General features: G+C 62.6%; 20 protein-coding genes. 11 read left to right on the top strand and 9 right to left on the bottom strand.

From position 1 onward, the window contains the following. Window positions 1–9: 9 nt before the first annotated feature. Window positions 10–1,458, bottom strand: a complete 1,449-nt coding sequence (locus ACR0EF_RS16560; protein ID WP_170373250.1) for an FAD-linked oxidase C-terminal domain-containing protein — start codon at window positions 1,456–1,458, stop codon at window positions 10–12. A gap of 81 nt (window positions 1,459–1,539) precedes the next feature. On the opposite strand from ACR0EF_RS16560, the gene ACR0EF_RS16565 reads away from it, so the two are divergent. Continuing rightward, a complete protein-coding gene (locus ACR0EF_RS16565) occupies window positions 1,540–2,250 on the top strand; it encodes a DUF599 domain-containing protein (protein ID WP_170372499.1) in 711 nt (236 codons plus the stop codon). A 35-nt stretch (window positions 2,251–2,285) separates the two neighbouring features. Then, the gene (locus ACR0EF_RS16570) at window positions 2,286–2,633 is read left to right on the top strand and encodes a hypothetical protein (protein WP_170372501.1); all 348 of its coding nucleotides are present in this window, start codon (window positions 2,286–2,288) and stop codon (window positions 2,631–2,633) included. A gap of 3 nt (window positions 2,634–2,636) precedes the next feature. On the opposite strand, the gene ACR0EF_RS16575 is transcribed toward ACR0EF_RS16570, so the two are convergent. From ACR0EF_RS16575 to ACR0EF_RS16590, 4 genes are all read right to left on the bottom strand, one after another. After that, complete coding sequence (locus ACR0EF_RS16575) at window positions 2,637–3,122, bottom strand: NAD(P)H-dependent oxidoreductase (RefSeq protein WP_170367509.1); 486 nt, start codon at window positions 3,120–3,122, stop codon at window positions 2,637–2,639. Between the two features lie 5 nt (window positions 3,123–3,127). Beyond that, window positions 3,128–3,598 carry a 23S rRNA (pseudouridine(1915)-N(3))-methyltransferase RlmH gene (rlmH, locus tag ACR0EF_RS16580; RefSeq protein WP_170372503.1) on the bottom strand — a complete coding sequence of 157 codons (471 nt, stop codon included), beginning with the start codon at window positions 3,596–3,598 and terminating at the stop codon, window positions 3,128–3,130. 44 nt (window positions 3,599–3,642) lie between these two features. Next, window positions 3,643–4,002, bottom strand: a complete 360-nt coding sequence (rsfS, locus tag ACR0EF_RS16585) for a ribosome silencing factor (RefSeq protein WP_093963679.1) — start codon at window positions 4,000–4,002, stop codon at window positions 3,643–3,645. A gap of 164 nt (window positions 4,003–4,166) precedes the next feature. Beyond that, complete coding sequence (locus tag ACR0EF_RS16590; protein WP_170373251.1) at window positions 4,167–5,528, bottom strand: mechanosensitive ion channel family protein; 1,362 nt, start codon at window positions 5,526–5,528, stop codon at window positions 4,167–4,169. A gap of 266 nt (window positions 5,529–5,794) precedes the next feature. Between ACR0EF_RS16590 and leuC the strand changes: the two genes are divergently transcribed. The 5 genes from leuC (at window position 5,795) to ACR0EF_RS16615 (ending at window position 10,646) form a co-directional block, all read left to right on the top strand. Further along, window positions 5,795–7,198, top strand: a complete 1,404-nt coding sequence (gene leuC / locus ACR0EF_RS16595) for a 3-isopropylmalate dehydratase large subunit (RefSeq protein ID WP_170373252.1) — start codon at window positions 5,795–5,797, stop codon at window positions 7,196–7,198. A gap of 38 nt (window positions 7,199–7,236) precedes the next feature. Beyond that, complete coding sequence (locus tag ACR0EF_RS16600) at window positions 7,237–7,791, top strand: HdeD family acid-resistance protein (protein ID WP_170343176.1); 555 nt, start codon at window positions 7,237–7,239, stop codon at window positions 7,789–7,791. A gap of 43 nt (window positions 7,792–7,834) precedes the next feature. Then, a complete protein-coding gene (gene leuD / locus ACR0EF_RS16605) occupies window positions 7,835–8,440 on the top strand; it encodes a 3-isopropylmalate dehydratase small subunit (protein WP_170343177.1) in 606 nt (201 codons plus the stop codon). A 332-nt stretch (window positions 8,441–8,772) separates the two neighbouring features. After that, window positions 8,773–9,603, top strand: a complete 831-nt coding sequence (locus tag ACR0EF_RS16610) for a hypothetical protein (protein WP_170359843.1) — start codon at window positions 8,773–8,775, stop codon at window positions 9,601–9,603. Next, window positions 9,600–10,646 (top strand): endonuclease/exonuclease/phosphatase family protein, encoded by a 1,047-nt coding sequence (locus ACR0EF_RS16615; protein WP_170373253.1) that lies wholly within the window; start codon window positions 9,600–9,602, stop codon window positions 10,644–10,646. Before ACR0EF_RS16610 ends, ACR0EF_RS16615 begins: the two co-directional genes overlap by 4 nt. On the opposite strand, the gene ACR0EF_RS16620 is transcribed toward ACR0EF_RS16615, so the two are convergent. Beyond that, the gene (locus ACR0EF_RS16620; protein ID WP_170373254.1) at window positions 10,641–11,552 is read right to left on the bottom strand and encodes a Rossmann-fold NAD(P)-binding domain-containing protein; all 912 of its coding nucleotides are present in this window, start codon (window positions 11,550–11,552) and stop codon (window positions 10,641–10,643) included. The genes ACR0EF_RS16615 and ACR0EF_RS16620 overlap by 6 nt on opposite strands. Window positions 11,553–11,648: 96 nt before the next feature. Here ACR0EF_RS16620 and ACR0EF_RS16625 point away from each other — a divergent pair, with 96 nt between their 5' ends. Both ACR0EF_RS16625 and leuB read left to right on the top strand, forming a co-directional pair. After that, window positions 11,649–12,542 carry a LysR family transcriptional regulator gene (locus ACR0EF_RS16625; protein WP_170343180.1) on the top strand — a complete coding sequence of 298 codons (894 nt, stop codon included), beginning with the start codon at window positions 11,649–11,651 and terminating at the stop codon, window positions 12,540–12,542. A 143-nt stretch (window positions 12,543–12,685) separates the two neighbouring features. Next, window positions 12,686–13,789: a 3-isopropylmalate dehydrogenase gene (leuB, locus tag ACR0EF_RS16630; RefSeq protein ID WP_170342523.1), complete on the top strand. Its 1,104-nt coding sequence runs from the start codon at window positions 12,686–12,688 to the stop codon at window positions 13,787–13,789. Between the two features lie 48 nt (window positions 13,790–13,837). Here leuB and ACR0EF_RS16635 read toward each other — a convergent pair whose 3' ends face one another. Next, the gene (locus tag ACR0EF_RS16635) at window positions 13,838–16,024 is read right to left on the bottom strand and encodes a transglycosylase domain-containing protein (RefSeq protein ID WP_170373255.1); all 2,187 of its coding nucleotides are present in this window, start codon (window positions 16,022–16,024) and stop codon (window positions 13,838–13,840) included. Between the two features lie 255 nt (window positions 16,025–16,279). On the opposite strand from ACR0EF_RS16635, the gene ACR0EF_RS16640 reads away from it, so the two are divergent. Continuing rightward, complete coding sequence (locus tag ACR0EF_RS16640; RefSeq protein ID WP_093963790.1) at window positions 16,280–16,618, top strand: P-II family nitrogen regulator; 339 nt, start codon at window positions 16,280–16,282, stop codon at window positions 16,616–16,618. Between the two features lie 34 nt (window positions 16,619–16,652). Then, window positions 16,653–17,981 carry an ammonium transporter gene (locus ACR0EF_RS16645; RefSeq protein WP_170365653.1) on the top strand — a complete coding sequence of 443 codons (1,329 nt, stop codon included), beginning with the start codon at window positions 16,653–16,655 and terminating at the stop codon, window positions 17,979–17,981. Between the two features lie 67 nt (window positions 17,982–18,048). Here ACR0EF_RS16645 and ACR0EF_RS16650 read toward each other — a convergent pair whose 3' ends face one another. Next, window positions 18,049–19,233: an amino acid aminotransferase gene (locus ACR0EF_RS16650; protein ID WP_170365655.1), complete on the bottom strand. Its 1,185-nt coding sequence runs from the start codon at window positions 19,231–19,233 to the stop codon at window positions 18,049–18,051. Beyond that, entirely contained in the window at window positions 19,233–20,087 is an 855-nt protein-coding gene (gene sseA / locus ACR0EF_RS16655) for a 3-mercaptopyruvate sulfurtransferase (RefSeq protein WP_170373256.1), read from the bottom strand. The genes ACR0EF_RS16650 and sseA overlap by 1 nt, the downstream gene beginning before the upstream one ends. Window positions 20,088–20,094 lie beyond the last annotated feature (7 nt).

Here is a 20,094-nt window from a genome sequence, read left to right on the forward strand (position 1 = left end):
TCTTGGGATTCATTCCGCCGCCATCGGCACGACGCGCCGGGCCGCACTGGCGTCCAGCGGAAACACCTTGGCGGGGTTCAGCAGCCATTTCGGGTCGAACACGTCCTTGACGGCCATCTGCGCCTCAAGGTCCCGAGGCGCGTATTGATGATGCATCAGGTCGCGCTTTTCGATGCCCACCCCATGCTCGCCGGTCAGGCAGCCGCCGGCATCGACGCACAGTTTCAGGATCTCGGCCCCGAAGGCCTCGCATTTTTCCAGATCGCCGGGCTTGTTCGCGTCGAACAGGATCAGCGGGTGCATGTTGCCGTCGCCGGCATGGAACACGTTGCCCACGGGCAGGCCGAAATCCTTGCTAAGTTCGCCAATGCGGCGCAGCACGTCCGGCAGGGCCGACACCGGGATCGTGCCGTCCAGGCACATATAGTCGTTGATCTGCCCCATCGCACCAAAGGCCGATTTCCGGCCCAGCCAGATGCGGGCGCTTTCCTCGGCCGACTGGCTTTCGCGCAGCTCGACCGGGTTGTGGCGTTTGGCGATCTCGACGATCTTGGCCAGCTGGCTGTCGATCTCGGCGTCCGAGCCCTCGACCTCAACGATCAGCAGCGCCTCGCAGTTCGGATAGCCGGCATGGGCAAAATTCTCGCAGGCCTCGATGCACAGCCGGTCCATGAACTCGATCGCCACGGGCAGGATGCCCGACTTGATGATGTCCGAAACGCATTCGCCCGCCACCGCGTTGTCATCAAAGCCCATCAGGACCGGGCGGGCGCCCTCGGGCTTGCGCAGAATGCGCAGCGTCGCCTCGGTGACGACCCCCAGCTGCCCTTCCGAGCCGCAGATCACGCCCAGCAGGTCCAGCCCGCCGGAATCCAGATGCGCGCCGCCGATCTCGACCACGCGGCCATCCATCAGCACCATGGTCACGCCCAACAGGTTGTTGGTGGTCACGCCGTATTTCAGGCAATGCGCGCCGCCCGAATTCATCGCGATATTGCCCGCGATTGCGCAGGCCAGTTGCGACGACGGATCGGGCGCATAGAAAAAATCCTGCTCCTCCACCGCGCCGGTGACGCTCAGATTGGTGCGGCCGGTCTGCACACGGATGAAGCGATTGTCATAGTCAACCTGAAGCACCTCGTTCATGCGGGCCACGCCCAGGATCACGCAATCGGCGGTGGGCAGCGCCCCACCGGCCAGCGAGGTCCCGGCCCCGCGCGGCACGACCGGCACGCCTTCGTCATGGCAGATGCGCAGAATGTCCGAAACCTCCTGCGTCGAGGACGGCAGAACCGCGATCATCGGCGCGCATTTGTAGGCGGTCAGGGCGTCGCATTCATAGGCGCGGGTTTCGGCCGGATCGGCAATGATGGCATCTTCGGGCAGGACCTGCCGCAGATGGGCAAGCACGTTGGCCTTGCGGGCCAGAACGTCGGGGTTGGGCTGTGGCATGTCCATGGCGGGTCCTCCGGTTTGGTAAAATAATATTACCAATTTCTGCATCTGGCAAGTTGCCTTCGTCGGACGTACTGTCGCGCCATGACACTGACCGAACGCGCCCTGCTGTTTTCACCCCTCGACTACGCCGCCGTCCTGCTATTGCTGATCGCCTGGCAATGGATCGGCTGGCGGATCGAGAACCCCGCGCCGGACAAGCGTTCGGTCGCGGTGATGATGGACGAATTCCGCCGCTGCTGGATGCGCGAAATGGTGACCCGTCAGCCCCGCATGTTCGACGCCCAGGTCGTGGGCACGATGCGTCAGGGCAGTACGTTCTTTGCCTCGACCACGATGATCGCCATCGGGGGCGGGCTGGCCCTTCTGGGCAATACCGAGCGGCTGTCGGGCGTCGCCAAGGATCTGGCCATCGGCAGCGCACCGGCCATGGTGTGGGAGGTCAAGATCCTGATCGTGCTGCTGTTTCTGTCGAACGCCTTTCTGAAATACGTCTGGGCGCATCGGCTGTTCGGCTACTGCGCGGTGCTGATGGCGGCGGTTCCCAACGACCCCGAGGATCCGCAGGCCTATCCCCGCGCCGCGCAGGCGGCCGAGATCTGCGTGACCGCCGCGCGCAGCTTCAACCGCGCCCTGCGCGCCACCTATTTCGCGCTGGCCTCGCTGGCCTGGATCCTGGGCCCGATCACTTTGATCATCGGCACGCTTCTGACATTGGGGGTTCTTTATCGGCGCGAGTTTGCCTCGCATTCCCGCGCGATCCTGCTGAGCCTGCCGCCGGACACGCAGACGTGATAGCGCCCCGCCCGATCAGATCATAGACTGGCGCAATGCGACACCTGATCCCCTGCCTGTTTCTGGCCGTCCCGGCCCTCGCCGACCCGCCGACGGTCGAAAATGTCACCGCGACGCGCACGGGCGAGACCTGGCGATTCGACGTGACCATCGGCCATCCCGATACCGGGTGGGACCACTATGCCGATGGCTGGCGCGTTCTGGCGATGGACGGGACCGAGCTGGGGATGCGGGTGCTGCATCACCCGCACGAGACCGAGCAGCCCTTTACCCGGTCGCTGGGCGGGGTCGCGATCCCCGAAGGCGCGCGTCAGGTTCAGGTGCAGGCCCGGTGCAGTGTCAATGGCTGGAACGCGGACACCACGCTTGTGACGCTGGACTAATCGTCAGAACACGCCCAGCGACAGCCCGGCGCCCAGCGCCGCGCCGATCTCTCGGCATTTGTCCAGTTCATCCTCGGGGATGGTCTTTTCCGCCAATATCGCCTCGGGCGTCTGGGCATGGGTGCAGATGATGAGGGGCGGCTGCACCTCTTTCAAGCGCCAACCGGTGGCGATGCGCGCCAGTTGCCGCGCCGCGTTCTGACCGTCGGACCCGGCGCAGATCATCTGCGCATAGGGCCGCCCCTCGATCCGGCCCAGAACCGGATAGTAGCAGCGGTCGAAAAAGTCCTTTATGACGCCTGACAGCGCCGCGAGGTTCTCGGGCGCGCAAAAGATGTATCCGTCGGCCGCCAGCAAATCGTCGGGTCCCGCCTGCTCGGCGGGTTTCAGGCTGACCTCGGCCTCGGCGCTGGCCGCCTGTGCGGCCGCATCGGCCATCTGCCGGCTGCCGCCGGTGCGCGAATGATAGACGATCAGTAGACGGGCCACAGTGGTCAGGCCCGATGATACGGGCCGCCCGACAGGATCGTCGCGGCACGATAGAGTTGTTCCGACAGCATCACCCGGACCAGCATATGCGGCCAGACCATCGCGCCGAAAGAAATCGAAAAATCAGCCTCGGCCCGCAGCGCCGGGTCGATCCCGTCGGCGCCACCGATGACAAAGGCCAGATCCTGCCGGCCCATGTCACGCCACCCGGCCAGCTTCCGCGCGAAATCGGGGGAAGACATCACCTTTCCCCGCTCGTCCAATGTGCAGATCACCGCGCCAGCGGGCAGCGCCTTGCGCAGCAAGCCGGCCTCGGCGCCCATACCGGCGTTTTTCTTGTCTTCGACCTCGATCACGCGCGCAGGCCCAAGGCCCAGGCCGCGGCCGGTCCGGTCGAAACGGGTCAGATAGTCGTCAAGCAGGGTCTTCTCCGGTCCGGCACGCAATCGCCCGACCGCACAAATGCTGATACGCATGTCGCTCTCGCCGCCGGCCCTTTAATACGGGCCGGGATGGCGCCTCAGTTCGCCGAGGCGCTGCCGCCCTGAGGCAGCCACATCTTTTCCAGCTGGTAGAATTCGCGCACTTCGGGGCGGAAGATATGGACGATCACATCGCCCGTATCGATCAGCACCCAGTCACCGGCATCCTTGCCTTCGACCTTCGAGGTGAAACCGAATTCCTGCTTGATGCGATCCGTCAGCTTTTCTGCCATCGCCGACACCTGACGCGTCGACCGACCCGAAGCGATGACCATGTAGTCGGCCACCGAAGACTTGCCCTGCAGGTTGATCTGCACAACATCTTCGGCCTTGTCATCGGAAAGTGAGGAAAGGATGCGTTCAAGCAGCTTGTCGCTGATTGACTGAGAGCGGGCCATCACAGCGGCCCCTTCATCGGCGGGCAAACCCGCCTGTGTGTGTAGAGACAGGACATGGTCCTCCTTGCTAAAGCGCCGTGTAACCCCGGCGCCGGGGTACTATTAAGGTAGCAAGGCAATTGCAACATTTCAATGAACGGCAACCGCTGATGGCACGGGGCTGATCAATCCGTGTCCAGATGTGGCACAGCGGTGTCGGTGGCACCCTGCCCCAGCAGGCGCACTTCGCGCTGCGGGAAGGGGATCGAGATGCCCTCGGCCTGGAATGCATCCCACAGCGCCAGATAGACATTGCCGCGGATGTTGGTCAGGCCGGCCGTCGGGTCCCGGATCCAGAACCGCAGCACGTAATCGACGCTGCTGTCGCCGAACCCGGTGATGTGGCAAACCGGTTCGTGCTTGCCGCCGCTCAGAACGCGTTTGACTGATTTCACCGTTCGCACGGCGGTCTCGCGCACCTTGTGCGGGTCGTCGCCGTAGCTGGTGCCGAAGGTCAGATCGAGGCGGACGAACTCGTCGGAATGGGACCAATTCACCACCTGCCCGGTAATCAGATCCTCGTTCGGGATCAGGTATTCGCGCCCGTCGCGGGTAACGACCGAGACGTAGCGGGCGCCCAGCGCGTTGATCCAACCGAACGTATCGCCCAACGAGATCACGTCGCCCGGCTTGATCGACCGGTCCATCAGGATGATGATCCCCGAGATCAGGTTCGACACGACCTTTTGCAGGCCGAAGCCGATGCCCACGCCAACCGCACCGGACAACAGCGCGATCCCGGTCAGGTCGAATCCCAGCGTCCGGATCCCGACCAGAAAGACCAGCCCGTACAGCGCCACCTGGATCCCCTTGGCCAGCAGCACCTGCATCGAGGGCGAGATGTCGTCATTGCTTTTCAGCCCGCGTTCCGCCGCCCGGGTGCCGAGCCGCGCCAGCACCAACAACGTGCCGATCAGCAGAATGGCCTTGAGAATCCCCAATACCGAGATGTGAAGGCTGCCGATCGAAATCGCCACGCCGTCCAGGAACTCGGCGACGTCATCGGTCAGACTCAGCGCGACCAGCGTGGCGTAGATCCACATCGACCAGCGGAAGATGCGCCGAATCGTCCGGTTGCGGACCAGTCGCGAAATCAGCGCGATCGCAAGCCACGCGGTTGCCAGCGTTGCCAGAACACCGATGATGTAACTGCGCGATGGCCAGGTGACCTGCTGCATCACCAGATAGACGCCCCAGGCCAGCACGACAAAGTAGACCAGCGTCAACCGCTGCATCAGCTGAACCAGAACCCGCAACCGCCATTTGGGCCATCCACTGCGCGCCCGCGCCCAGGCTTCCCACCGGCCTTTTGTCAGCAGAGTCAAAAGGAAGGACAGCGCCACCAGCCCCAGGATGATGGCGATCTGATACTGCCGCCACCCCGGAGTCACGATCAACTCGACCAGGTTCCCAAGCTGCAACAGAAAGGCCTCGGCCATGTTGTCGAACAGTTCTGAAATCGAACTTGGGATCAAATCATTGTCCATGCGCGTCTCCTGCCGCCAGATTGAACAGCAATGTGGCGGCTTGCAAGGCCCACCGACCTGTCGTGGGACGCGGATTGAGCCTTGATTGACGAGGGGGCGCGATATATCTGGATCGCATGAGATTCCATCAGGCCCCTGCTCCCAACCTGCAAGACCGCGCGCGCCTGCGTGAACGGTTCTTCGGGGCCGCCCGCACGGTTCTGGCCCGCCTATAATCGGCGCCCAGCCACTCGCCAGCATTTCTCAATACAGACGGGAGAGGACCGATGTCCCCCAAAACACTCTATGACAAGATCTGGGATGCCCATGTCGTGCACGAAGCCGACGATGGCACCTGCCTGCTTTATATCGACCGCCACCTGGTGCACGAAGTCACCAGCCCGCAGGCGTTCGAAGGCCTGCGCATGGCGGGCCGCAAGGTGCGCGCGCCGGAAAAGACCATCGCCGTGCCGGACCACAACGTGCCCACCACGCCCGACCGCGTGAACGGGATCGAAAACCCCGAGTCGCGCATTCAGGTCGAAGCGCTGGACAAGAACGCCCGCGAATTCGGCATTCACTACTACCCGGTGAATGATATCCGTCAGGGCATCGTCCACATCGTCGGCCCCGAACAGGGCTGGACCCTGCCGGGCATGACCGTGGTCTGCGGCGACAGCCACACCGCCACCCACGGCGCGTTCGGCGCGCTGGCCCACGGCATCGGCACCTCCGAGGTCGAGCATGTTCTGGCCACCCAGACTCTGATCCAGAAGAAGTCCAAGAACATGAAGGTCGAGATCACCGGCAAACTGCAGCCGGGCGTGACCGCCAAGGACATCACTCTGGCCGTGATCGGCGAAACCGGCACCGCCGGCGGCACCGGCTATGTGATCGAATATTGCGGCGAAGCGATCCGCGACCTGTCGATGGAAGGCCGCATGACCGTCTGCAACATGGCCATCGAGGGCGGCGCCCGCGCCGGTCTGATCGCGCCGGACGAAAAGACGTTCGAATACGTCAAGGGCCGCCCGCACGCTCCCAAGGGCGCGCAGTGGGAGGCCGCCCTGGCCTGGTGGAAGACGCTCTATTCCGATGACGACGCCCATTGGGACAAGGTCGTCACCATCCGCGGCGAAGAAATCGCCCCCGTGGTTACCTGGGGCACCAGCCCCGAAGACGTTCTGCCGATCACCGCGACCGTGCCCAACCCCGAGGATTTCGAGGGCGGCAAGGTCGAGGCCGCGCGCCGCTCGATCGAATACATGGGGCTCAAGCCGGGCCAGAAACTGAGCGACATCGAGATCGACACGGTCTTCATCGGCTCCTGCACCAACGGCCGGATCGAGGATCTGCGCGCCGCTGCCGAGATCCTGAAGGGCAAAAAGATCAAGGACGGCATCCGCGCCATGGTCGTGCCCGGCTCGGGCCTCGTGCGCGCGCAGGCCGAAGAGGAAGGCATTGCCGAGATCTTCAAGCAGGCCGGCTTCGAATGGCGCCTTGCGGGTTGTTCGATGTGCCTGGCGATGAACCCCGACCAGCTGACCCCGGGCGAGCGCTGCGCCGCCACCTCGAACCGCAATTTCGAGGGCCGTCAGGGCCGCGGCGGACGCACCCATCTGCTGAGCCCCGCGATGGCTGCCGCTGCGGCAATCACGGGAAAGCTGACAGATGTGCGTGAATTGATGTAAGGTCCCCTCATATCTAGATATTTGAGGGAGAGACTGAAATGAGTGAATGGGTCAAATGGCTCCTGATGGGGCTTCTGTCGATCGTGTTCGGCATATTCGTGCTGGGCGCACCGGTTGTGGCATCCGTGGCAGTGACCGTGGTCACCGGCGTCCTTTTGCTGGTATCCGGCGTTCTGCAGGTTGTCGGCGGTTTCACCGTCGAAGGAACCGGCAACAAGATCCTTGCCTTCATCATGGGTGCGGTCATGCTGTTCCTGGGCTGGTCGTTTCTGGACCATCCGCTGGCAGGCACTCTGACGCTGGCAACAGTGGTGCTTATCTTGTTCATGGCAGGCGGGATCGCACGGATCATTCTCTCGTTTCAGATGCGAGGCACGTCATTTTTCTGGCCAACCCTGATCTCGGGCATCTTGTCGATCATCCTGGCAGGCATCATCTGGTCTTATGCAAGCTCGGAACCGGCGGTGCTGTTCCAGTTGCTGGGCATCCTGCTGGGCATCGAGATGCTGTTCAACGGGTTCGGATTGGTCTTCATGGCGTTCTTCGTCAAGAACGCGCCCAAAGACGAAACAACAGAAGCTCAACAAGCTTGAAACGCGGGGCATGGGGCCTGACCTCTCCCGCAGGAGTGTGAACATGGAAAAGTTTGAAAAAGTCCACGGTGTGGCAGCCCCCATGCCCCTGATCAATATCGATACCGATATGATCATTCCCAAGGTGCATCTGAAAACGATCAAACGGTCCGGCCTCGGCGTCGTCCTGTTCGACGAGATGCGCTATCACGATGACGGACGCGAGAACGAAGAATTCGTCCTGAACAAACCCGCTTATCGCAACGCCGAGATTCTGGTGGCCGGCGACAACTTCGGGTGCGGCTCATCTCGGGAACACGCGCCCTGGGCGATCAAGGATTTCGGTATCAAGGTGGTCATCTCGACCAGCTTCGCCGACATCTTCTTCAACAACTGCTTCAAGAACGGCATCCTGCCCATCGTCGTCGAAGAACACCACCACGTCATTCTGATGGAGGATGCCCACAAGGGCGAGAACGCACGTATGACCGTGCATCTGGAAGATCAGCAGATCGTCACCTCTGACGGCGTCGTGATCGAGTTTGATATCGACCCGCACCGCAAGCATTGCCTGCTGAACGGTCTGGACGATATCGGCCTGACGATGGAAAAAGACCACCACATCGACACGTTCGAATCCCATGCCGGACAGGCGCGCCCCTGGGTGTGATTCTGGGGATGAACCTGTGGATACTCAACCAGACGGGGTCGCCAAGGCGGCCCCGTTCGCATTCTTGGGGTTAAAGTCAAAGCAACCACAACATGTAGAGAATCATTTCCATTACACGTCGAATTTGCGACGTGAATGATGCAAAGCCGCACCAGTTTCGCCATCTTTTTGCCCGAAATCACGTGTTTTCTGCACCTCGGCTTGAGCGAAATGCCGCTTATCGCCAATGATGGCGCTAAAGGGGCATCCGCCAAATATCGAGATTGGCGGGCATCAAGTTGGAACCAAGTCGGCAAAGAATCGACTGGTCCGGTTTGGAAAGGGTTCGGATAGTGATTGCTCGCACAACAGGGGCTGCGATACGGGGATTGTTGGTGGCACTTCTGGTGCTGACACCCGCATTGTATCTGCCCGCATCAACGTCCAACGGGACCGAGATCGTTGTCTTTCTGGCAATCCTGGCATTCATCCTGACCTTCGCCGAATACAACTCAGCCTTTCCCAGCTTTATCGAATTCCGCGATGCGCCGCCCGTGAACAGGCTGCGCTTTGTCGGCCTGATGTCGATGATCTCGTTCCTGACCCTGATCTGCAAGAACGCCTATGCGCCGACGGAACTGACCAGCACCGTGTATTCGGTCGGCCTGGCGGTCGCGAATGTCGTGGACTTCCCCTATTCACCTGTCCGCCTGGTGGTGTTGATGCTGCCTGCTGACGCGAGCCAACCCCTGGTCGAGTTGGTACGCATAACGGCAAGTGTCGCCTATGTCGCCGCTTTGGTCACGATCGCCAGCTTTGCCTATGCGGTCAAACTGCGTGGATGGCCCACTGGCAATGGGGCATTCAATGTCTGGACCAACCTGCCCCTGTTTGACCCCACCAAGGGTGGAGACGTGGTGACTCGCCTGCAGCGCGACGGTCGGTTGAACATCTCGGTCGGCGTTCTGCTACCGTTCCTGATTCCGGCCCTGATCAAGCTGCTCACGGATTTCATTGATCCGCTGTCGTTGTCCAATCCGCAGACGTTGATCTGGACCATGAGCGCGTGGGCTTTCCTGCCGGCCAGCATGATCATGCGCGGGATGGCAACCCTGCGCATTGCCGGGCTGATCGTGGAAAAACGCCGCGCCTACTCGACCACCGAGACGACCCAAACCGCATGATCCGTATTCTTATTCTGCTGTTGCTGCCGTTTGCGGCGCAGGCAGAGCCAGTGCGCGTTGCCAGCTTCAATGCTGAGCTAGGCCGGAAAGGTCCGGGCCTGCTGCTGCGGGATATTCGGCGTGATGATCCCCAGGTGCAGGCCGTGATCGAGGTTCTGACCGCCGCTGCCCCCGATGTTCTGGCCCTGCAAGGCATCGACTGGGACCATGACAACCTGGCCCTGTCCGCTCTGGCTGATCGGTTGCGCGCGGCAGGGCTGGATTACCCGCATCTCTTCGCTGGCCAGCCCAACTCGGGGCTGATGACGTCGCTTGATCTGGACGGGGACGGGGAACGGGGCGGATCCGGGGACGCCCAGGGATGGGGCCGTTTCACCGGAAATGGCGGGCTGGCCGTGCTGTCCCGTTATCCGATCGCAAAGGATGAGGTTCGTGACCTTTCAGCGCTGCTTTGGAAGGACCTGCCCGGCGCGACGCTACCCACCCTTGGCGGGTTGCCTTTCCCGTCCGAACAGGCCCACGCTGTTCAGCGCCTGTCGTCGACCGCCCATTGGATCGTGCCGGTGGAGACACCTCAAGGCCGCCTGAACCTGATGACCTTTCACGCCACCCCTCCTGTATTCGACGGGCCTGAGGATCGCAACGGATTGCGCAATCGCGATGAGATCCGGCTATGGTCGGTGTTGCTGGACGGCGGGCTGGGTCCAGCCCCGAAAAGTCGTTTGATCATTGCCGGTGACGCCAATCTTGACCCGAACCTGGGCGAGGGGCGCAATGAAGCCATCCGCGATCTGTTACAGCACCCCAGCCTGCAGGATCCGCGACCCGTGGATGGCGCAGGCTCGGCTGTAACGGTGGTTTGGAAGGCGGTGGGTGAACGGCGTGTTGACTATCTGCTGCCGTCGGTCGACTGGGTGGTTGAAAACGCCGGCATCCACTGGACCGATGCCAAAGGCGTGCCCCTTGCCGCGGCCCGCAAGGCCAGCCGACATCGCCTGATTTGGGTTGACCTGTCACACCCTGACATGCCGCCGGGCCTATGACAGGCCCTGAACTCGATCCACGTCCGTGGTTCGCGGGCTATCATGCAACAGGTCAGACACAGCGGTTTTTAATGCCTCTTGCAGCGGTGTGGATGCGAAATCGCTGATCAACGAGTCGAAGAACGAGCCATCCAAGCGGTGCGGCGTGTCCCACAGATAGCGCATCTCAAGCAGATGCGGGGCCAGTTTCCAGAACGGCTGGGCCAGAACAATTGGCCACCAGTTCATCTGCTTCAGGCGCACAGGAGCCCCGGTCACTTCCGACAAGGCCTGTGCCAATTGGCGGCCGGTCAACGTGTATCCGGTAAAAGGAATGTCGCAATAGCGCGGCAAGGCATCCCGCATCTCGGCCAACTGAACCGCAGCGCGGGCCAGATCCGGCAGGTAGGCCCAGGCATGGGCAATGTCAGGGTCGCCGGGATAGACGAAACGCCCCTTGGCCAGCGGCTTGATCATGATCTGGTCAAACCAATTGCCAGAGGCTTGCGTGTCAAGGAAATCCCCGGCGCGCAGGATCACGGTGCGCACGCCCGACGACCGATAGGACTCCTCCATACGGATCCGAATCTGGCCCAGAGGGTTGGTTGCAAGATGCGGCGTATCTGCCGCCCACGGCCCAGGCGTGTCGGCCCCGAAAACATAAACGTTCCCGGGCACGATCACGGTCGCCCCGGTTGCCTTCGCCGCACCGATGACCTGAGCGTGCAAATCCGGCACCTGCCGCGCCCACTCGGTGTATGGCGGGTTCCAGCCATTCACGATGACATCCGCACCCCGGGCTGCGGTGGACAGATCATCCCTCGCGCGGTCAAATCCCCGCACCGTCCATCCGGCCGCTTGAAACGCGTCTGCGGCATTGCGGCCAAAACGCCCCGAAGATCCCAGAATCAGCGCCTTTCCCGTCATCGCAACCTCCTGTCAGCCCTGGCGGTTGAACAAATGATATCCATTCACTCACCTTTGGGAATTGCCGAAAAACGCAGAGCATGTATTCATCTGCGCATGGATAAAACCTTGGCACTTTCTGATTGGTCTTTGGTGCAGAGCTTTCTGGCAGTTGCGGAAACGGGATCGTTGTCGGCGGCCGCGCGGGAACTGGGGCGCAGTCAGCCGACGCTTGGTCGCCAGGTGCAGGCGCTCGAGACGGATTTGGGCGTGTCGCTGTTCGATCGCCATGCGCGAGGCCTCAAGCTCAGCGCCGCCGGCCAGCAATTGCTGCCGATGGCGCAACAGATGCACGCGGCCATGCGTCAGCTGAGCCTGGCCGCCGCCGGGCAGTCGCAACAGCTGGGCGGTACGGTCCGCATCACCGCGTCGGTCTTCGCATCGCACCATATCCTGCCGTCCATTCTGGCGGACATCCGCAGGCAAGAACCTTCGATCCAGCTGGAACTGGTCGCCACCGACACCAGCGAGAACCTGCTGTTCCGCGAAGCTGATATCGCAGTTCGCATGTACCGCCCCGAGCAGGTCGATATCGTGACCCGGCATCTGGGCGACGTACCGTTGTGTTTCTGCGCAGCCCGGTCGTATCTGGACCGCGTCGGTCGGCCAACCACCCCCGAAGAGTTGTTTCAGCATGACCTGGTGGGTTTCGACTCCAACGACCTGATCATCTCGAAAATGCAGGCCAAGGGTTGGCCTGCCAGCAAGGAAAACTTTGCCACCCGTTGCGATCTTCAAAGCGCCTATTGGGAGTTGATCCGTGCGGGTTGCGGCATCGGTTTCAGCCAGGTTCAAGTGGCCGAGGCTGATCCAGCGGTGGAAATTCTGCCGTTGGATGTGGATATCCCGGTCCTGCCGGTCTGGCTGGCTGCGCCGCAGGCCATGCGGCAGACGCCGCGCATTCGCCGGGTCTGGGACCTGCTGGCAGAAGGGCTGAAAGCCAGCTTGTAACCCAGATCGGGTGCCCGGCGCATGTTCAGCGGCGTATTTCGCGCTGTACGGCCCTGAATCTGCGCATTTTGGCCAGAACGCCTCATTGACCAGATGCACCGCAAACGCTAGGCCCGATGCTGAAAAACGCAAGGAGACCGTTCATGTCCAACCCCTCGCTCCTCATCCTGCCCGGAGACGGAATTGGCCCCGAAGTCATGGCCGAAGTGCGCAAGATCATCGGCTGGTTCGGCGCCAAGCGCGGCCTTGAATTCGACGTGAGCGAGGATCTGGTCGGCGGTGCCGCCTATGACGTGCACGGCAAGCCCCTGTCGGACGAGACGATGGCCAAGGCGCAAGAGGTCGACGCGGTTCTGCTGGGCGCCGTGGGCGGCCCGAAATACGACGATCTGGATTTCAGCGTGAAGCCCGAGCGCGGCCTGCTGCGCCTGCGCAAGGAGATGGACCTGTATTCGAACCTGCGCCCGGCCCAGTGCTTTGACGCGCTGGCCGATTTCTCGTCGCTGAAAAAGGACGTGGTTGCCGGCCTCGACATCATGATCGTGCGCGAACTGACCTCGGGCGTCTATTTCGGCGAGCCGCGCGGTATCTTCGAGGAAGGCAACGAGCGCGTGGGCATCAACACGCAGCGCTACACCGAATCCGAGATCGAACGCGCCGCGCGCTCGGCCTTCGAACTGGCGATGCGCCGCAACAAGAAGCTGTGCTCGATGGAAAAGGCCAACGTGATGGAATCGGGCATCCTGTGGCGCGAAGTCGTGACCCGCGTTGGCAAGGACTATCCCGAGGTCGAGCTGAGCCACATGTATGCCGACAACGGCGCCATGCAGCTGGTGCGCGCACCCAAGCAGTTCGACGTGATCCTGACCGACAACCTGTTCGGCGATATCCTGTCGGACTGCGCGGCGATGCTGACCGGCTCGCTGGGCATGCTGCCGTCGGCCTCGCTGGGCGCGCCGATGGCCAACGGCCGGCCCAAGGCACTGTACGAGCCCGTCCACGGCTCGGCCCCCGACATCGCCGGCCAAGGCAAGGCCAACCCGATCGCCTGTATCCTCAGCTTTGCGATGGCGCTGCGCTACAGCTTTGACCAAGGCGCCGAGGCCGATCGCCTGGAAGCTGCGGTCGAAAAGGTTCTGGCTGATGGTGTTCGCACGGCTGATCTGCTGGCCGAAGAAGGCGTTCAGCCGGTCTCGACCAGCGAAATGGGCGACGCGATCGTCGCCGCACTGGACGAAAGCCTGTAACGACCGATCCGGGCGGCGCCCAGCGCCGCCCGTCTGATCATCTGCGGTCTAGTTGCCGCCAAAGAGATCCTTCAACAGGCTGTCGACGGCCTTGGCAAAGCCACCCTGCTGCCTGCGGCGTGGTTGGGATTGCTGCGTCGTCTGGACCGGAGCGGCCGGAGCCAGCATCGGCAGCGGTGTCGGAGTCATACCTTCGGTGACCCGCACCATGGTTTCCTTCCAAATCTCGGCTGGCAGCCCACCGCCGGTCACGCCCGACAACGGCGTGTTGTCGTCATAACCCATCCAGACACCGGCCACATAGTCTGCGGTAAAGCCGATGAACCACGCATCCCGGGCGGCCTGGGTCGTGCCTGTTTTGCCTGCAACCTGCCATCCCGGCAACTTGGCGCGTTGTCCAGTTCCCTCGGATACCACGCGTTCCATCATCCAGGTCAGTTGTTTGGCAGCTTCGTCTCGGATCACCCGCTCGCCGATCCCGGTTGTCGTTACCATCATCGGGGCATCGTCACCCAGCAGTTTCAACTCGGTCAGGCCGTACGGCTCCACGGACGAGCCGCCATTCAGGATACCGGCATAGGCGCCGGTCATTTCGATCAGCGTGCTTTCCGACGCGCCCAGCGCCAGCGCAGGGCCCGCCGCCAGATCGCTTTCGATGCCGAACCCGCTAGCCACCGTGCGCACATTGTCCAGCCCAGCAACCTCGGCCACCTTGACCGCCGGAATGTTCAGCGAATTCTTGAGCGCATCCGCCAGGGTCACGCGACCGTAGAACTTGTTGGTATAGTTCTTGGGGCACCACTGGCCGGACCCCGGGATGTCGATGCAATAGGGCTCGTCCACCACCGTGGCCAATGGCGAATAGCCCAGCTCCAGCGCGGTGGCATAAACAAAGGGTTTGAACGAGGACCCGGTCTGGCGCAGCGCCTGCGTCGCGCGGTTGAACGCACCCGACACCTTGGTCTTGCGTCCACCCACCATGGCCCGGACCGCACCATCGGCCGACATCACCACGATCGCGGCCTGTGCCTTTGACCCTTCGCTGACCTTTTCTTCGAACACCTGTTTCAGCGCCGCCTCGGCCGCCTGCTGGATCCGCTGGTCCAGCGTGGTCTTGATCACCACGTCCTCGGTGGTGTTGCGGGTAAAGAATTCGGGGCCGCTGGCCATGACCCAGTCGGCAAAATACCCGCCAGCGCGGGCGGCGGCGGCCTCGGACAGCTCGGCCGGGTTGTTGCGCGCCACGGTTGCCTGTGACGTGGTCAGGTAACCCTGATCCTCCATCAGGCTGATGACCACCTTGGCCCGGTCCTGCGAGCGTTGCAGGTCGTTGGTGGGCGCATAACGCGTGGGCGCCACCAGCAGCCCCGCCAGCATCGCCGCCTCGGCCGGGTCCACCTCGGCCGCGGACTTGCCGAAATAGCGCTGGCTGGCCGCCTCGAATCCGCGGGCCCCGGCCCCCAGAAACGCCCGGTTCAGATAGATGGTCAGGATCTCATCCTTGGAGTATTTGACCTCCATCGCCATCGCGTAGATCGCTTCCTTGGCCTTGCGCCACAGCGAGCCCTGACGGCAGTCGGCTTCATACGCCGCTTCCGATTCCCACTCGGTCGGATCGTACGGGACGCCCAGACACAGCAGCTTGGCCGTCTGCTGGGTGATGGTCGAACCGCCATGCCCCGACAGTGGGCCACGCCCCTCGGACAGGTTGATCTTCACCGCACTGGCAATGCCGCGCGGGCTTACGCCGAAGTGACGGTAAAACCGCTTGTCCTCGGTCGCGACAACCGCATTCTTCAGATGCGGCGACACGGTGTCGGTGGTGATAACTCCGCCGAACTGATCTCCGCGCCATGCAAAGACCTTGCCGTCCCGGTCCAGCAGCGTGACCGACCCGCGCGCACGCCCGTCCAGCAGGGCATCGACCTCGGGCAGGGTGGAGTACACAACCCCAACGGCAAGCGCCAGCAGAAGAGCGGCTATCGCACCCACCCGCCAGGTCAGCCCCCAGATCAGGCGCCATATCCAGCGGAACAGCCGGCGAAAGAAGCCGCCCTGCCCGCCTCCCGAACGTTTGCCCCGGGGTTTGCGACTGGTCTTTCGGGTCGTAGTCTTGCGCGCCGTCGCCTTCTTGCCCGCCGGTTTCGCCGTCCGCTTGGCAGACGCGGTCTTGCGGCCTCCGGACGGATACCGTTTGTCCGCCACCAGCGGTTTTCGACGCTTGGACTCAGTCATGCTCAAACTCTGCCCGTTTTTGCTTTTGTGGCACCATACCGCGCTGTCGCGCCCATGTAGAGGTGTGAAATAGCGCGAATTCCCCTCTCACACTTGCGCATTTTTTAATCACTTTGCCGTTTTTGTGCAAAAAATGTGCAACTTTGCCCCTCTTCCCCAGCGTCTTTTTGCCGAAATCGTTCCTTGAGCGGCCATGTCGGGCTCTTTTTCTGCAGGTGCAAAGCCGGACCCACCGGAACAGAAGAGGGGAAAGACGTGAAACTGATCATTGCGACAATCAAGCCGTTCAAGCTCGAGGAGGTGCGCGAGGCACTGACCGAGGCGGGCGTGCGCGGCATGATGGTGACCGAGATCAAGGGCTTCGGCTCGCAATCCGGTCACACCGAAATCTATCGGGGCGCCGAATACGCGGTGAACTTCGTGCCCAAGATCAAGCTGGAAATCGTGGTGCCCGCCGCGATGACCGACCAGATCGTCGAGACCATCACCAAAACCGCCAAGACCGGCAAGATCGGCGACGGCAAGATTTTCGTCCTCGATGTCGAGCAGGCCCTGCGCGTGCGGACCGGGGAACTCAACGAAGAGGCGCTGTAAGGCGCCGCGACCGACAATCATTCGAGGACTGAACATGAACCTGATGAAATCCCTCATCCCTGCCGCCGCGATCGTCGCGCTGCCGCAGATGGGCCTGGCGCAGGAGGCCGCCGCAACCGGCGAAACCGCGCAGCATACGCAATACATCCTGACCTCGCTGCTGTTCCTGATGGGCGGCTTCCTGGTGTTCTGGATGGCCGCGGGCTTTGCCATGCTCGAGGCCGGTCTGGTGCGCTCCAAGAACGTGGCCATGCAGCTGGTCAAGAACATCGGCCTGTTTTCCTTTGCCGCCATCATGTACTGGCTGGTTGGCTTCAACCTGATGTATCCGGGCGACGGCTGGACCATCACCAACATTCTGGGCGCCTTCTCGCCCACCTCGCTGGAACCGGTCGGCCTTGATGGCGTCGAAACCGATCTGTCCTATGCGTCGGTCGGTTCGGACTTCTTCTTCCAGCTGATGTTCTGCGCCACCACCGCCTCGATCGTGTCGGGCACCATGGCCGAGCGGGTCAAGCTGTGGCCCTTCTTCATCTTCGTGATCGTCCTGACCGGTGTCATCTATCCGATCGAAGCCTCGTGGCAGTGGGGCGGCGGCTGGCTGTCCGAAATGGGCTTCAGCGATTTCGCGGGCTCGACCCTGGTGCATGCGGCAGGTGGCTTTGCCGCGCTGGCCGGAGCCATCGTGCTGGGCCCCCGGATCGGCAAATACAGCAAGGACGGCAAGGTCGTTCCGATCCCAGGCTCGAACCTGGCGCTTGCCACCCTGGGTACGTTCATCCTGTGGCTGGGCTGGTTCGGCTTCAATGGCGGCTCGCAGCTGGCCATGGGCACGATCGGCGACATGGCTGACATCAGCCGCATCTTCGCCAACACCAACATGGCCGCAGCCGCCGGCGCTGTCGCTGCCCTGATCCTGACGCAGGTGATGTACGGCAAGGTCGACCTGACCATGGTGCTGAACGGTGCGCTGGCCGGGCTGGTCTCGATCACCGCGGAACCGCTGGCACCGTCGCTGTTCCAGGCACTGATCATCGGTGGCATCGGTGGCGTGATCGTGGTCTACACCGTGCCGCTGCTGGACAAGATGAAGATCGACGACGTGGTCGGCGCCATCCCGGTTCACCTGATTGCAGGTTTCTGGGGCACCTTCATCGTGGCCTGGACCAATGGCGACGCGTCCTTCGTGACCCAGATCATCGGCTTTGCGGCCATCGGGATCTTCGTCTTCGTGGTCAGCTACATCCTGTTCTCGATCCTCAAGGCCACTGTCGGCCTGCGGGTTGGCGAGGAAGAAGAGATCAACGGCCTCGACATGGGCGAGCTGGGCATGGAAGCCTATCCCGAGTTTTCGAAGGGCTGAGCTCTCTTCAAACCAAACAAAAAACCCGGGCATTCGTGCCCGGGTTTCTTTTTTTAAATGCCTTATCTCAGACGCCGACGTCGATGATGGCCTTGGCCAGGATCGGCACGGTGGCCTCGTTCAACCCGGCAATGTTCATGCGGCTGTCGCCGACCATGTAGATGCCGTGCTCGACCCGCAGCTTCTCGACCAGCTCGGGCGCGGCGCCCAGGCGCGAGAACATGCCGCGATGCTGGGCCAGGAAGCCGAACCGGTCCGATCCGCTCAGCCGCTGTAGCTCGTCCGCCAACTGGCGGCGCAGGCCCAGCATCGACAGGCGAACCTCCTCCAGTTCGGCCATCCAATCGGCGCGCAGGCCCTCATCCATCAAAATCGTGGTCACTACGCGCGCGCCGTGATCCGGCGGGAACGAATAGTTCTGGCGGTTCAGAAACGCCAGCGTGCCCTGGTTCAGCGCGGTCTGGCCCGCATCGGCGCTGACGGCCATCAGCAGGCCGGTCCGCTCACGGTAGACACCGAAATTCTTCGAACAGGACGCCGCGATCAGGCATTCCTTGACAGACGCAGCGACAAGCCGGGTCGCCTGCGCATCCTCGTTCAGACCGTCGCCAAAACCCTGATAGGCGATGTCGATCATCGCAACCAAGCCACGGTCGTTGATCAGGTTCACCACCTCTTGCCACTGGACCATGTTCAGGTTGGCGCCGGTCGGGTTGTGGCAGCAGCCATGCAGCAGCACCACGTCGCCCGCCTTGGCGGTCTTGAGGTCCTCGATCATGCCGTCGAAATCGACGCCACGGGTTTCCTCGTCGAAATAGCAGTAGGCGACGGTTTCGATGCCCAGGTAGTTCAGGATCGAGATGTGGTTCGGCCAGGTCGGGTTCGACACGAACACCCGGGCCGAGGGGTTGGCCATGCGGATCAGCTCGAACGCTTGCCGACAGGCACCGGTGCCGCCCGGGGTGGCCGCGGCGGCGATGTTGGCGCGCGGCACGCTGGTGCCGAGGATCAGGCTGATCATCGCATCGGCATAGACCGGATCACCGGCCAGCCCGGTATAGGCCTTTGAGTCCTGCTCTTCCCAGATCCGCTGCTCGGCGGCCTTGACCGCCCGCATCACCGGGGTCACCCCATTGGCGTCTTTGTAGACGCCGACACCCAGATCAATCTTCTGTTCGCGCGGGTCCTCGCGATACATCTGCATCAGGGCCAGGATCTTGTCGGCTGGCTGCGGCTTGAGGTTTTCAAACATCAGGAGTCTCCGGTTGCGACGGGCAGGGTCGGGAAGGCGCCCCATTCGGCCCAGCTGCCGTCATAAAGCGAATGGTCTTTCTTGCCCATGCGCTCGAGCGCAAGGCTGAGGATCGCGGCGGTCACGCCTGACCCGCAGGTGGTGATGGCGGGTTTCGACAGATCGACGCCTGCGGCTTCGAACACCGCACGGCAGTCCTCGGGCGATTTCATGGTGCCGTCGGCATATAACAATTGTCCGAAGGGCACGTTGCGCGAGCCGGGGATGTGCCCTGCCCTCAAACCTTCGCGCGGTTCGGGCTGCGATCCGGCAAAACGGTCCGCGGCGCGGGCGTCGATGATTTCGTGATCGGCCAGCTTAGCGGCGGCTGAGACCTGCGTCACGTCGCGGACCAGGTGGTTCTGCACGCGCACGGTCATGTGGCGATCGCGGATGACGGGGGGCAGATCCTCGATTTCGCGCCCCTCGGCGACCCATTTGGGCAGGCCGCCGTCCAGAACGGCGATGTTCTCCTGCCCCATCAGGCGGAACAGCCACCAGACCCGTGCGGCCGAAAACAGGCCCGTGCCGTCATAGACCACGACCTGATGACCGTCGCCCACGCCCATGGCCCGCAGGCGCGACATGAATTTCTCGACCGGAGGCGCCATGTGCGGCAGGTCCGAGCGGTGGTCCGAGATCTCGTCGATGTCGAAGAACCGCGCGCCGGGAATGTGCCCAGCCTCGTATTCGGCGCGGGCGTCGCGCCCCTGCTGCGGCAGGTACCACGAGGCGTCGAGGATCCGCAGATCCGGGTCCTTGAGGTGGGCGGCAAGCCACTCGGTGGAAACCAGGGTTTTTGGATCGTCCAGCATCAAAGCC

The organism is Ruegeria sp. CG8, from assembly GCF_056537165.1.

Excerpts from the sequence above, each read along its gene's own strand:
- ACR0EF_RS16590 (WP_170373251.1), bottom strand. The coding sequence starts at position 5,528 with ATGGACAATGATTTGATCCCAAGTTCGATTTCAGAACTGTTCGACAAC.
- rlmH (WP_170372503.1), bottom strand. The coding sequence starts at position 3,598 with ATGCGTATCAGCATTTGTGCGGTCGGGCGATTGCGTGCCGGACCGGAG.
- ACR0EF_RS16620 (WP_170373254.1), bottom strand. The coding sequence starts at position 11,552 with ATGACGGGAAAGGCGCTGATTCTGGGATCTTCGGGGCGTTTTGGCCGC.
- leuB (WP_170342523.1), top strand. The coding sequence starts at position 12,686 with ATGTCCAACCCCTCGCTCCTCATCCTGCCCGGAGACGGAATTGGCCCC.
- ACR0EF_RS16635 (WP_170373255.1), bottom strand. The coding sequence starts at position 16,024 with ATGACTGAGTCCAAGCGTCGAAAACCGCTGGTGGCGGACAAACGGTAT.
- rsfS (WP_093963679.1), bottom strand. The coding sequence starts at position 4,002 with ATGGCCCGCTCTCAGTCAATCAGCGACAAGCTGCTTGAACGCATCCTT.
- sseA (WP_170373256.1), bottom strand. The coding sequence starts at position 20,087 with ATGCTGGACGATCCAAAAACCCTGGTTTCCACCGAGTGGCTTGCCGCC.
- ACR0EF_RS16645 (WP_170365653.1), top strand. The coding sequence starts at position 16,653 with ATGAACCTGATGAAATCCCTCATCCCTGCCGCCGCGATCGTCGCGCTG.
- leuC (WP_170373252.1), top strand. The coding sequence starts at position 5,795 with ATGTCCCCCAAAACACTCTATGACAAGATCTGGGATGCCCATGTCGTG.
- leuD (WP_170343177.1), top strand. The coding sequence starts at position 7,835 with ATGGAAAAGTTTGAAAAAGTCCACGGTGTGGCAGCCCCCATGCCCCTG.
- ACR0EF_RS16570 (WP_170372501.1), top strand. The coding sequence starts at position 2,286 with ATGCGACACCTGATCCCCTGCCTGTTTCTGGCCGTCCCGGCCCTCGCC.
- ACR0EF_RS16565 (WP_170372499.1), top strand. The coding sequence starts at position 1,540 with ATGACACTGACCGAACGCGCCCTGCTGTTTTCACCCCTCGACTACGCC.
- ACR0EF_RS16560 (WP_170373250.1), bottom strand. The coding sequence starts at position 1,458 with ATGGACATGCCACAGCCCAACCCCGACGTTCTGGCCCGCAAGGCCAAC.
- ACR0EF_RS16625 (WP_170343180.1), top strand. The coding sequence starts at position 11,649 with ATGGATAAAACCTTGGCACTTTCTGATTGGTCTTTGGTGCAGAGCTTT.
- ACR0EF_RS16600 (WP_170343176.1), top strand. The coding sequence starts at position 7,237 with ATGAGTGAATGGGTCAAATGGCTCCTGATGGGGCTTCTGTCGATCGTG.
- ACR0EF_RS16615 (WP_170373253.1), top strand. The coding sequence starts at position 9,600 with ATGATCCGTATTCTTATTCTGCTGTTGCTGCCGTTTGCGGCGCAGGCA.
- ACR0EF_RS16650 (WP_170365655.1), bottom strand. The coding sequence starts at position 19,233 with ATGTTTGAAAACCTCAAGCCGCAGCCAGCCGACAAGATCCTGGCCCTG.